At 54.8% G+C, this 12,611-nt stretch carries 14 protein-coding genes; 1 reads left to right on the top strand and 13 read right to left on the bottom strand.

The features are described 5' to 3' along the window. Positions 1–25: 25 nt before the first annotated feature. The 13 genes from rseP to folK all read right to left on the bottom strand — a co-directional run bounded on the left by rseP (position 26) and on the right by folK (position 11,729). The gene (rseP, locus tag ACTIDN_RS02760; protein WP_441375944.1) at positions 26–1,138 is read right to left on the bottom strand and encodes an RIP metalloprotease RseP; all 1,113 of its coding nucleotides are present in this window, start codon (positions 1,136–1,138) and stop codon (positions 26–28) included. 31 nt (positions 1,139–1,169) lie between these two features. Further along, positions 1,170–2,327, bottom strand: coding sequence for a 1-deoxy-D-xylulose-5-phosphate reductoisomerase (gene dxr, locus ACTIDN_RS02755; RefSeq protein ID WP_441375901.1), 1,158 nt, complete (start codon positions 2,325–2,327; stop codon positions 1,170–1,172). Positions 2,328–2,385: 58 nt separating this feature from the next. Beyond that, positions 2,386–3,216: a phosphatidate cytidylyltransferase gene (locus ACTIDN_RS02750; RefSeq protein WP_441375900.1), complete on the bottom strand. Its 831-nt coding sequence runs from the start codon at positions 3,214–3,216 to the stop codon at positions 2,386–2,388. Next, positions 3,213–3,947, bottom strand: a complete 735-nt coding sequence (gene uppS, locus ACTIDN_RS02745; protein ID WP_415507875.1) for a polyprenyl diphosphate synthase — start codon at positions 3,945–3,947, stop codon at positions 3,213–3,215. The genes ACTIDN_RS02750 and uppS overlap by 4 nt, the downstream gene beginning before the upstream one ends. 57 nt (positions 3,948–4,004) lie before the next feature. Beyond that, positions 4,005–4,547 carry a ribosome recycling factor gene (gene frr, locus ACTIDN_RS02740; RefSeq protein ID WP_415507894.1) on the bottom strand — a complete coding sequence of 181 codons (543 nt, stop codon included), beginning with the start codon at positions 4,545–4,547 and terminating at the stop codon, positions 4,005–4,007. Positions 4,548–4,642: 95 nt separating this feature from the next. After that, entirely contained in the window at positions 4,643–5,380 is a 738-nt protein-coding gene (gene pyrH, locus ACTIDN_RS02735) for a UMP kinase (RefSeq protein WP_086650355.1), read from the bottom strand. Between the two features lie 112 nt (positions 5,381–5,492). Further along, on the bottom strand, positions 5,493–6,392 hold the full coding sequence (gene era / locus ACTIDN_RS02730) for a GTPase Era (protein ID WP_441375899.1): 900 nt from the start codon (positions 6,390–6,392) through the stop codon (positions 5,493–5,495). Next, positions 6,385–7,131 carry a ribonuclease III gene (gene rnc / locus ACTIDN_RS02725; RefSeq protein WP_048838475.1) on the bottom strand — a complete coding sequence of 249 codons (747 nt, stop codon included), beginning with the start codon at positions 7,129–7,131 and terminating at the stop codon, positions 6,385–6,387. The genes era and rnc overlap by 8 nt, the downstream gene beginning before the upstream one ends. Next, complete coding sequence (lepB, locus tag ACTIDN_RS02720) at positions 7,128–7,937, bottom strand: signal peptidase I (protein ID WP_415507877.1); 810 nt, start codon at positions 7,935–7,937, stop codon at positions 7,128–7,130. The genes rnc and lepB overlap by 4 nt, the downstream gene beginning before the upstream one ends. A gap of 76 nt (positions 7,938–8,013) precedes the next feature. Then, complete coding sequence (acpS, locus tag ACTIDN_RS02715; RefSeq protein ID WP_048838474.1) at positions 8,014–8,421, bottom strand: holo-ACP synthase; 408 nt, start codon at positions 8,419–8,421, stop codon at positions 8,014–8,016. Then, positions 8,418–10,700 carry a RelA/SpoT family protein gene (locus tag ACTIDN_RS02710; RefSeq protein WP_441375943.1) on the bottom strand — a complete coding sequence of 761 codons (2,283 nt, stop codon included), beginning with the start codon at positions 10,698–10,700 and terminating at the stop codon, positions 8,418–8,420. Before ACTIDN_RS02710 ends, acpS begins: the two co-directional genes overlap by 4 nt. A gap of 87 nt (positions 10,701–10,787) precedes the next feature. Continuing rightward, entirely contained in the window at positions 10,788–11,159 is a 372-nt protein-coding gene (gene rpoZ / locus ACTIDN_RS02705) for a DNA-directed RNA polymerase subunit omega (protein WP_048838473.1), read from the bottom strand. An 81-nt stretch (positions 11,160–11,240) separates the two neighbouring features. Then, complete coding sequence (folK, locus tag ACTIDN_RS02700; protein WP_441375898.1) at positions 11,241–11,729, bottom strand: 2-amino-4-hydroxy-6-hydroxymethyldihydropteridine diphosphokinase; 489 nt, start codon at positions 11,727–11,729, stop codon at positions 11,241–11,243. Between the two features lie 157 nt (positions 11,730–11,886). Here folK and ACTIDN_RS02695 point away from each other — a divergent pair, with 157 nt between their 5' ends. After that, a complete protein-coding gene (locus ACTIDN_RS02695; protein WP_415507880.1) occupies positions 11,887–12,510 on the top strand; it encodes a LabA-like NYN domain-containing protein in 624 nt (207 codons plus the stop codon). Positions 12,511–12,611 lie beyond the last annotated feature (101 nt).

Below are 12,611 nucleotides of genomic sequence, written 5' to 3'. Positions count from 1 at the left end.
TCTTCCGTTCTGAGCTAGCCGAATCTCAGCTTACAAGAGAGGCAACCCATTTAAACAACCCAAAGCTGGAAAGGTCATTAAACGTGGAAAACAGAAAAAGGCCAGCAAGAACAGCAAAACCAGCCTGAAAACTAACTTCCTGTACGCGCTTGGAAACCGGACGCCCTCTTACCGCCTCTATGACATAGAATACCAGTCGCCCACCATCAAGAAGCGGTATCGGGAATAGATTTATTAGCCCCAGATTGACGGAAAGCAAAGCCATGAAAGACAGAAGGCTTGCAAACCCATATTGAGCCACCTGCCCCGACAACTGAGCAATTTTGAGCGGTCCACCCAAGTCTTTGGCGGTATGCTGGCCCGTTACGATCTGCCACACACCATGCAATGTCTGGACAGAAACGGCCCAGGTTTGCGCAATGCCTGCCACAACGGCTTTATGAAGGGGGAGAGGTTTGCCCGCTTCTGTTGCAAACAAGACACCCAATTGCCCATGTGGTGCAACGCTGGTCGAATCCGTGACAGAGCCAATGGTGAGGGGAAGATCAACATCTGCACCGTTACGGCGTACCGTTACAGTAGTTTGTGCGCCGGGCTGGTTTGTAACCGTTGCCTGAATATCCGGTACGTCCTTGATGGTATGCGTACCGATTCTCAGCAGCTCATCCCCTTTCTGCACACCCGCTGTAGCGGCTGCGCCATTAGGAACAACATCTGCAACCTGATTGAGCACCTTGGGCTGGCCAGTCGAGACAAACAGGATGGTAAACAGCAGAATAGCGAGCAGAAAATTAAAAACCGGCCCTGCCAGAATAACGATGGCACGGGAACCAACGGATTTATCATGGAACGTACGCCCGGGAATCCAAGCTGCTTTTTGTTCGGGCGTTGCGTCTTCCGGGTCTTCAAAACCATGGGGGCGCACATAGCCGCCAAGCGGAATGGGGCATATACGCCACTCCGTGCCGCTTTTGTCGTGCCAGCGGAATAGAGCCGGGCCAAACCCCAGCGAGAAGACCTCCACATGCACACCGCGCCAGCGGGCGGCAAGGTAATGACCAAGCTCGTGAATTGTCACGAGAACACCCAGCACAAAGGCGAAGGAAACGAGCGTACGGAGGTATTCGTGTATCATGATGATCCAAATATCGGCGTTTGCAGCCCGAAACTCAAGCTACAGCCGCAGGAATAAAGGTACTGGCCTTTTGGCGGGCTTCGGCATCCCAGTGCAGCACAGCTTCCAGCGTGTCAGCAGCAGGCGCACCAAGCTGCCGCATGACTTTTTCCACCACTCTCGCAATGTCTAGAAAACCGATTTGCTCATTCAGGAACGCTTCAACCGCAACTTCGTTGGCGGCAGACAGAATAGCAGGCGCAGCACCGCCTACACGCAGTGCCTCACGCGCAAGGCGCAGCGCTGGGAAACGCTGTTCATCCGGCGCACTGAACTCCAGAGTAGCGTACGCCGCAAGGTCAAGGCGGGAAGATGTTGTGGGCATGCGCTGCGGCCAGGCCAGTGTGTGCGCAATGGGAATACGCATGTCAGCAGAGCCCATCTGGGCAATCAGGCTACCATCCGTGTACTGCACCATACCGTGCACGACAGACTGGGGATGAACCAGCACGTCAATCCGGTCTTCTGTCAGATTGAAGATACGGGCGGCTTCAATAACCTCCAGCCCCTTATTGAACATGGTGGCGGAATCAATGCTGATTTTCGCGCCCATGCTCCATGTTGGGTGTTTCAAGGCCTGTGCCGGAGTTGCTGCTTCCATTTCCGCAAGTGTTGCATTGCGGAAGGGGCCACCAGAGGCCGTGAGAATAATTTTTTCAACCTGATCATACTGGCGATCAGCAAGGGACTGATACACAGCGTTGTGCTCGGAATCGACCGGGAGAAGGGTTGCTCCTGCCTGCTTAACTGCGCGCAGCATGACGTCCCCTGCACAGACAAGAGCTTCCTTGTTGGCAAGAGCTACTGAATTCCCGTTTTTGACAGCAGCCAGTGTTGGCTCCAGCCCCGCAGCCCCAGTAATGGCCGCCATCGTCCAGTCCGCAGGAAGAGCAGCAGCATCAATAACAGCCTGACGGCCACAGGCGACCTGAATAGAGGTTCCGGCCAGCAGAGTGCGTAGTTCATCAAACGCCGTTTCGTCTGCCAGAACAGCCACTTCAGCATTCAGGTTTTTAGCCTGCTCGGCCAAACGAGAAGCATTTTTACCGCCTACAAGCGCCCGCACCCGGTACTGGTCACGTGCCTGTTCAAGCAGATCGACTGTGGAGCAGCCAATACTGCCAGTGCTACCCAGAACGGTTACGGTTTTCATGCGCCTTACTCTTAACCTTCACAAAACGCGGTGCGTAATTTCGGACCGCTTAAGCTTTTCACCTTGGCAAATGTCCCGCCAAAGCCGCGAAAATATCCTGCAACCCCGCTGCCCAAAACGGAACAGACGGTGCCACACAAAGGGAAACCAACGCAGCCAGAGGTGCTGCAAAAACCAGACCATCAAACCGGTCCAGCAAGCCGCCATGCCCGGGCAACATGGTCCCAGAATCCTTAACGCCCAGAGAGCGCTTCATACCGCTTTCCGCCAAGTCTCCTGCCTGAGCAACAACACCTAGAGCCGCTGCCCATAGACCCGCCTGTACTATCCCCCCCTGCCCTGACAGCACAGCCAGAACCACCCCGAACAGAATGGCCCCTACCAGTCCACCAAAAGAGCCAGACCATGTTTTACCGGGAGAAATGCGGGGGGCCAGCTTAGGCCCACCCAGTATACGGCCTGTCAGATAGGCACAGCTATCACTGGCAACCACAACGCATATGACAAACAGAACCGGCATTACGCCACCAACCCGCAGCCAGAGCAGCGCGTTACCAGCCAGAACGATAATGCACATAATAAGGCATAGGGGTGCCCCAAACACGAGCGCCGTTACGCAAAAAGCCGGAAAAACATCCCACCGGCCTGTCGCAGCAGCAAGCCACGCACCCACGGCCCACAAGACATACAGACAGCCACGCCAAGACTTAACCCGCAAACCAAAGAGTGTTGCGGCTTCAACAGCCATACCAGCCATGGCGGCAAGAATAAGAAGCTTATAGACCCAGCCCCCCAACCCAATAGCCAGTCCCGCTACAGCTACAAGCACAAGAGCAGAAAGCAGGCGGGGCTTGAGATCACGCCATGCGGTCGGTTTAGCCGTAATCATACCGCAGGCCGCGCCCCGAACCGCCGTTCACGGCGGGCAAAATTGTCCAGCACTGTCGCAAAATGACCTTCGTTAAAATCAGGCCAGAACACATCCAGAAACATTAGTTCTGCATAAGCACTTTGCCATAGAAGAAAATTGGAAAGCCGATATTCACCGCTTGTCCGCACTACGACATCCGGGTCAGGCACACCTACGGTCCAGAGCTTATCCGCAAAAACGGATTCGGTAATATTTTCGGGCTCCAGATCACCCTTCTGCACGGCCTGCGCAAGCCGGCGGGCTGCCTGAACAATATCTCCACGGCCACCATAGGACAGGGCAAGAAGAAGAGTAATACGGCTATTATCGCGCGTTTTTGCTTCCGCCTTGGCAAGCTCCTCACGCAGGCTTTCATCAAAACGGGCGAGGTCACCGATAAAGCGGATTTTCACGCCTTCTCGGTGGAGTTCTGCAACCTTGTGGCGCAGATAATAACGCAGAAGACTGGTCAGGTCAGCAACCTCGGAGGGCTCACGTGACCAATTTTCTGAAGAAAACGCGTAGAGTGTCAGATACTTTACGCCACGGGTAATAGCGGCCCGCAAACAACGCGACACAGCTTCCGCCCCGGCTTTGTGCCCGGCCAGACGCGGCAACCCGCGCTCAAGCGCCCAGCGCCCGTTGCCGTCCATAATGACCGCAACATGCGCTGGCACCGGAGCTTTTCTGTCTGCTTTTACCGCTGACATAGTTGGCGCTGACCCATTACCACGAACCAAGGAAAATATGCTTGACGCCACGTAGCGTTAGACCTGTTTGATCTCGCGCTCTTTATCACTCAGCATGTCGTCAATTTTCTTCACATACTGGTCTGTCAGCTTCTGAATGGCATCAGACCATGTTTTCACGTCATCCTGACTGATGTCACCCTTCTTTTCAGAAGCCTTAGCTTTGTCCATACCGTCACGACGTACGCCACGGGCGGCAACCTTGGCCCCTTCAGCGTAACGGGCCGCAGCACGGGCCAGTTCATGGCGGCGTTCTTCTGTCAGCTGAGGAATGGGCACACGCACAACCTGACCATCAGCAGCAGGGTTCAGGCCAAGACCTGCATCACGAATAGCGCGCTCAACCGCACCAACCAGTACGCGGTCCCACACCTGCACCGTCAACATACGGGCTTCTGGCACCGCGATGGAGCCAACCTGTGTCAGCGGCACTTCACCACCATAGGCTTCTACACGCACCGGCTCCAGCAGGGCAGGACTTGCACGACCAGAGCGCAGGCCAGCAAAGTCACGACGCAGGCTTTCCAGAGCACCATCCATACGGCGCGTCAGGTCATCCATAAGAGCATTCAGATCAGACACGGTTCTGTTTCTCCCGTTTCCCGAGCGGCCATTTTACCGCTCTTTCAATAAGCAAAAACTGAGGGAATTTTTCCTCAGGAGGCTTCGATAATTTGTGTGAAAGGTCCTTCGCCACGCAACACGCGACCAAAAGACCCGGCTTCCCCAATATTGAAAACAATAATGGGGAGTTTGTTTTCACGCGACAAGCTGATGGCCGCTGCATCCATGACGCTCAACTGGTTGGCCAGCACATCCATGTAGGTCAGCTGGTCATAACGTTTTGCGGTGGGGTCTTTTTTAGGGTCAGCAGAATAGACGCCGTCTACCTGTGTGCCCTTAAGCAGAATATCGCATTCCATTTCCGCAGCGCGCAGGGCGGCAGCCGTATCGGTTGTAAAGAACGGGTTACCCGTACCTGCAGCAAAAATAACTACGCGGCCTTTTTCCATATGCCGCACAGCACGGCGGCGGATATAGGGCTCAGCAATGGAAGACATGTGAATAGCGGACATGACGCGGGTGGGAATCTGCTCCCGTTCCAGTGCATTTTGCAACAGGAGCGCGTTGATAACCGTTGCAAGCATACCGGCGTAGTCACCCTGCGCACGGTCCATGCCTTTGGCTGCCGCAGCAACCCCACGGAAAATATTGCCGCCGCCAACAACAAGACAGACTTCCGTTCCGCCCCGCACAACGTCAGAGACATCTCCGGCAATACGTTCTACTGTTTTCTGATCGACCCCGAAGGCTCCGTCGCCCATCAGGGCTTCACCGGAAACCTTGAGCAACACACGTTTGCGGCTTGGCGTTTCGCCTGTGGAAGCAGTCATTAGCCCTCGATCATGCAGACAGTCTGAAGAAGGCCCTGCTCAACAAGGAGCAGGGCATGGTGCCCTTCTCTTATCCTTCATGGCCGCAGGCCACAAGCGGGCAAGAGGCAGCTTAGGGCACATCATCCAGACCAATGGCCCGTAGACGTGCCCGTTCCTCATCCCAGCCTGACCGTTCCTTTACATTCAGGAACAAATGGCAGGGCCGTTCGAGCAGAGAAGAAAGCTGCTTGCGGGCTTTTTCCCCAATCTGACGGATCTTCTGCCCTTTTTCTCCAATGAGAATGGCCTTGTGGCCTGCACGGGAGACATAAATGGTCGCGTCAATGCGCACAGATCCGTCGGGACGCTCTTTATAACTCTCCGTCTCAACCGTGGCGCCATACGGCACTTCCTCATGCGTCTGCATAAACACCTGCTCGCGCACCAGTTCTGCAGCCAGCAAACGGTCTGGCAGATCGGTCAGGTCATCTTCCGGATAAAGATAAGGACCTTCTGGCAGAGTCGCGGCCAGACGGTCCAGAAGATCATTTACGCCGTTTCCTGACTTGGCGCTGACCATAAAGACATGCTCAACCGGCAGCTTCTCTGTTATTGCGGCAGTCAGCGGTAGGAGCGCATCACGCTGCACCAAGTCCGTCTTGTTCAAGACCAGCCATACCTTGCGGCCTGTGCTGGCAAGACGTTCCATAATTTCCTGCACGGCATCTGTCATGCCAGTTTTGGCATCGATCAACAGCAACGTAATGTCGGCATCATCAGAGCCCGTCCACGCAGCCGCCACCATAGCGCGGTCCAGCTTACGACGAGGCTGGAATATTCCGGGGGTATCCACCAACAGAATTTGCGTCAGGCCGCGCATCAGGATACCCAGAACCCGGAAACGCGTTGTCTGCGCCTTGGGGCTGACAATGGAAAGTTTGGCCCCTGCCATGCAGTTCAGCAGGGTTGATTTGCCCGCATTTGGTGCCCCCACCAATGCTGCAAAACCGCAACGTGTTGTTTCACCCATGCCGAGTATTCCCTAATTTCTCTAATAAACTGGCCGCTGCTGCACTTTCCGCCGCGCGTTTACTGCCAGCCCGACCTTCAGCACTCTGGCCCCCGGCCTGAACTTCCATAACAAACAGAGGCGCGTGTGACGGCCCATCCGCTCCAATAGTCTTGTAAACAGGCAAAGCCTGCCCCCGGCCAAGAACCCACTCCTGCAAGGCAGTTTTAGGGTCCTTTGGCGGCTTGGCTTGCGCATCCAGCAAGGGTTTCCACGCTGTCCGCATGATTTTGCGTGCAGGCTCAAGCCCACCATCCAGAAAAACAGCTCCCAGAATGGCTTCCATGGCATCCGCCACCACACTGGCTGTTGCCTGAACCCCCACACGGGCCTCATGCACAGCAACAGTCAGGCTGGTCGCTATGTCCAAACGCTCAGCAATGGCAACCAACGTGGTGCGCGAGACCAGATGCGCCAACCGGGACCCCAGAGCGCCCTCTTGCTCATCCGGATACCGCTCCAGCAACCATTCTGCCATCAGCAGCCCCAGAACGCGGTCGCCCATAAACTCCAGACGCTCGTTAGACCCTGCGCCCTTGGCTTTTTGCCCGCGACGACGGCCACCAGCATTCTGATAGGCCGCAGAACGATGCGTAAGCGCTTCAAGCAGGAGCGCCTGATTTTTAAATATATACCCAAGACGCCGTTGCAGCTGCTCAACCTGCGACGACACGGGTTGCTCCGCGCCAGTGCGGCTCACGAGACCCCCCTAAACAGACGGCCCCACCGAATTTCAGCAGGCCAATGCCAGAATTGCCAGAACGGTGCTGTGGCATCTGTTGAGAAAAAGACGATCTGCGCTTTGCCCACCAAGTTCTGTTGTGGCACGAACCCAAGGTCTTTTGGCCCGTCACCCATAAACCGGCTGTCCGCACTATCATCACGGTTATCGCCCATGGCAAAAAAGTAGCCGGGCGGCACTACATATTCAGGAGTGTTGTTCTGCTGGCCGTCATCCATCAGTTTCAAAATGGCGTGTTGCACAGGGGCATGTCCGCCGCTGCCGGGCAGCGTTTCCTGACAGGCTTCCCCTTCCATGGCGACGTGCGATTCATCTATGGCCGTGTATGGGTGCACATCAACACATGGCACCTGCTCACCATTCAGGAACAAATGCCCCTGCGTCACGCGGATGCGGTCGCCGGGAAGCCCAACAACACGCTTCACGTAATCAATAGAGGTGTCCTTGGTGAACCGGAACACAGCAACATCCCCACGATGCGGCTCACTCCCCCATATCCGCCCTTCAAACAGATTGGGCGAAAACGGCAGGGCATATTTTGAATAACCATAACTATATTTGGAGACCCAGATATAGTCCCCCACCTGTAGGCTAGGGATCATGGACCCAGATGGGATGACAAAAGATTCGAACAGAAATGTTCGAACAAACGTCACCACAATAGCCACGGTAATAATGGTCCGGGCATATTCCAAAATGATCTGCCCGGTGGATGCGGGACGATCCACGCCTGCCTCTAGGGGAGGATGTTCCGGTTTGATCATGTCCTGCATCGCCTGTTTTGTAGTGGTGTTAGAAAAAGAAAATATGACGGGATCAAGCCGTGCGCTCCGAGTGATGTCAACCCGGATTGGCCGATATAATCACCTCAGCAAAGGCATAAGGAGGTTCATCGGTCATGCTCAGCATAATATGCGGCACTGTTCCTGCTGGCATAAGAGACTGCAACCGCGTAAGCGCCCCCCCTTTCAATACAAGGGTGGGCTGACCGGAAGGCAAGTTTTCAACCCCTATCAGGCTATGCGCCACACCCTCGGCAAAACCGGTACCTAACGCCTTGGCGCAGGCCTCCTTGGCAGCCCACCGCTTGGCATAAGCGCCAATTCTCGCCTGCCCGGACCGACGCTCCGCCCGCGCACGTTCTGCTGGAGTAAACACACGCAGCAGAAACCGCTCACCAAACCGCTCAATAGCCTGTTCAATGCGGCGCATGTCACACAGATCAACCCCGGCGGCTATCAAGGTCATGACCGCGCCCTATCAGCCTGAGCAATACCTGATGCAGCCCGCAAACCGGCAATAACTGAAGACAGATGCCGCAGGTCCCGTACTTCCACATCCACCAGAATTTCCATGAAATCGAGCTGGCGATTAACAATCTTCAGGTTAACGACAGAAGCATCACACTTGGAAACGGTATTGGTAACTGTTGCCAGAACTGACGACTCATTTTCTGCCACCAGACTGATACGGCCTATCCGCATCTCACCGGTACCAACACGGGACATGGCATCGTAATCCCAGTCAACATCCAGAAAACGCTCTGGCGTTGCGGCAAAACTTTCCAGCGTCTGGCAGGTGCGGGTATGTACGGTCACACCGCGCCCTGTTGCAACCACACCAACAATCCGGTCACCCGGCAGAGGGTGGCAGCAGGCCGCAAAATGCACGGCAACACCCGGCCCCAGCCCAATAAGCGGAATACTTGCACCTGCACGGCGGCCACCACTGCCTGCACCCAATTGCCCGCGTGGGCGGGGCCCGGCAGTCCCCAACACACCCGGCAGACCGGGCACCATACGCGGCGCACGGGAGGCCCGGCGAAGCTCAGGATATGCGGCATAAACCACATCCCGCGCGCCAAGATTGTTATTCCCGACCGAAACATACAGATCTTGCAGGCTGCTCTGCTTCAGGCCTTTGAGGGTTGTCTCAATAATTTTTTCAGAGCCATCAACCCCTTCCTGCCGGAAGGCTTTGGCCAGAGCCGCGCGCCCGTTATCCAGATAGGTCTGTCGTTGCGCCGCTGCCACAAAGCGGCGAATACGCGCCCGCGCCTTGCCGGTCACCACAAACCGTTCCCACGATGGCGAGGGCGCACCGCCCCGTGCGGTCATGATCTCGACCTGATCACCGTTCTGCAACTCATGCCGCAAAGGCATGAGACGACCGTTGATCTTTGCCCCTACGCAGGAATCCCCAATCTGACTATGCACGGCATAAGCAAAATCAACTGGCGTAGCCCCACGTGGCAGAGAGATAAGCTGGCCTTTGGGGGAGAAGCAGAAAACCTGATCTTGGTAGAGCTCAAGTTTGGTATTTTCCAGAAACTCATCTGGCGCAGATGAGGCTTCAAGAATTTCCAGAAGGTCCTGTACCCAGCGCGGACGTCGGAAAGCGGCCGGGCCACTTTCATCCTCAGCGGTACCTTCTTTATAAGCCCAATGGGCTGCCACACCGTTTTCTGCCACATCATGCATGGCCGAAGTGCGGATCTGCACTTCGATCTTCTGATTGCGTGGAGAGCGAAGCGTAACACCCGTATGAAGGCTCTGATATCCGTTGGCCTTGGGCGTGGAGATATAGTCCTTGAACCGACCGGCAATGACAGGGTAGGCCGCGTGAACGGCACCTAGCCCCATGTAACAGTCTTCCCGTGTTTCCACGAGCACCCGAAACGCCATGATGTCTGAAAGCTGTTCAAACGCCACATTCCGGCGCTGCATTTTCTCCCAAATGGAATAGGGAGATTTTTCACGCCCGGAGACGTGAACGTTCTGCAATCCGGCCTCATGGCACAAGCGCAGCAACTCACGCCGCACTTCTTCAATCACATCCGCGCCTTGACCACGCAGATAGTTCAGGCGGGCGCGAATGGTGGCATCAGCTTCTGGCTCAAGCTGGGCAAAAGATAAATTCTGAAGTTCTGTCTTGACCCGATCCATACCGATACGCTCGGCAAGCGGGGCATAGATATCCAGCGTTTCACGCGCAATGCGTTGCCTGCGGTCTGTGCGCTCCACAAAATGGAGGGTACGCATATTGTGCAGCCGGTCTGCCAGTTTAACCAGCAGAACCCGAATGTCCTTGGACATTGCGAGCACAAGCTTGCGGAAATTTTCAGCCTGCTTGGTGCGGTCTGACTGCAACTCAAGCCGGGTCAGCTTGGTCACGCCATCCACAAGGTCCGCTACAGTCCCACCGAACTGAGCACGCAGCTCCTCCTGCGAAATACCGGTATCTTCCACCGTATCATGCAGCAGTCCCGTTAGAATGGAGGGCACATCCAGCCGGAAACCAGCCAAAATCATCGCCACAGCCAGCGGGTGGGTTATGTAGGGATCGCCATTATCGCGAAGCTGGCCTTCGTGGGCAGCCTTCGCCACATCAAACGCACGGCGGATCAAGCCCAGATCCGCCTGTGGTGCGTAATCCCGCACCACAGAGAGCAACCTTTCACAGGTTACATCCCCCCGCACCTTTTCAGGGCGTATTGCGGAGAAGGCGTCCTGTGCATTCTTATGCACATCAGGCGGCAGCGTGTCTTTTGCGTCTTTGGGCACCACTGCCAGGGTGCCTGTCAGAGTATCGCGCTCCGCCTGCGTCACACGCTCTTACCGACGTGTACGCCCGCTGAGTGCAGCTTCAACAGCGCCAGCATCGTCAGCGGCTTCTTCTTCCGGAGAGACTTCCTGAAGACCAAAGATATTCTGTTCGGTCGGCACCAGATCCTGTACTTCTTCATCCACAGGTTCTGGCTCGGGCTCACGGGCCTGAGACCGGATAAGGTCGTTCCGCAGTTCTGGCAGTTTCACGGTTTCATCTGCAATTTCACGCAGCGCGACAACCGGATTCTTGTCATTATCCCGATCGATGGTAAGCTCTTCACCACGAGAGATGTTACGGGCGCGCTGGGCTGCATACAGCACCAGTTCGAAACGATTAGGGACTTTCTCTACGCAGTCTTCGACGGTGACGCGGGCCATTACGAAGAGCCTCCAGACAATTCAGCTATAAAAGATAGAAAGAACATTGTAGCGCATCGCACCACCACAAGGAAGGGCTGTTTACTTGATTCTGCTTATTTCCTGCCCAGATACTGCTTCCAGCAACTCCGCAACAGGCCGCTGAGAGACAGGGTGCACCCATTCTGGGGCTACATCATACAAAGGCAACAAGACAAAAGCCCGCTCATGCGCGCGAGGATGAGGCAACGTTAACCGGGGATCATCCTGACACAGGGTATCATAGGCAATCAGGTCCAAATCCAACGTTCTGGCCGCATTGGGCACAGACCGCTTCCGCCCGAAATCGGCCTCCATTCGTTGCAAAAGCGTCAAAAGGTCATCAGGTGACAAACTTGTCCGAACCCTCACGACACCATTGACGTAAGGTGGCTGACCAGAGGGCGGAACAGGAGCACTTTCATACCAAGAAGAAACCGAAAGCACCTCAATATCCGGCGTTGCTTGCAGTTTTTTTACTACAGCCTCACATGTTGAAAGAGCACTTCCCTCACCCAAGGGAAGATTAGCACCAACAGCAATCAGGACCATTTAGGTTCCCTTCCAGAATTTCATGTTTAGGAATATATCTTTTTTATGAAACGATAGTATAAGTTACGGGTTCTTATGTTTTCACGGTCCAACATGGACTGATTTTTAACAAATTTTCACAATATCCTCGGATGTTATATTAAAGGGCACATATCAAATGAACCTGCAAAAAGATGAAAGAACCTGTCTTTTTATTGACGGATCAAGCCTTTACTCCACATCAAGAAGTTTAGGTTTTGATGTCGATTATAAAAAGCTGCTCGATTTCTTTGCTTCAAAAACACATATTATACGCGCCTATTATTACGCCGCAATTTTGGATACGGAAGACTATTCCCCTCTCAAACCCCTAACGGATTGGCTGTCTTATAACGGCTATTTTCTGGTTACCAAACCGGCTCGTGAATTTACGGATGCTACCGGCAAGCGCCGAGTCAAAGGCAATATGGAAATAGAAATTGCTGTCGATATGATGGAAATGGCCCCTCATATCGATCATGCGGTTCTCTTTACCGGTGATTCTGACTTCCGTCGGGTTGTGGAAGCGGTACAGCGTCAGGGCACACGAGTCTCTGTCGTCTCGTCCATGCGCTCCAGCCCACCCCTGATTGGTGATGACCTACGCCGTCAGGCTGATCAGTTCCTTGAACTTGCCTCTCTTGGGGCCAACTTCACACGTCGCCAGACGGAAGCACCGGTACGAGCCACTCGGCCTGCAACACCCATCCGCCATCCCGCAGACCAGATGAGCGAGCCAGAAGAAGACGATCCGCTGGTGTAAAACCAGACATTTTGGAGTACGCTTTCTAAAGAACGTGATGGTTTTCCCGGAAAGCCATCACGTTTTTGTTATCAACACACACGCATTTCACTAACAACCCT

Source organism: Acetobacter sp., from assembly GCF_052102375.1.
Classification (GTDB): Bacteria; Pseudomonadota; Alphaproteobacteria; order Acetobacterales; family Acetobacteraceae; genus Acetobacter.
Note: the sequence above shows the minus strand (reverse complement) of the source record. Positions and strands in the feature narration are given on the sequence as shown.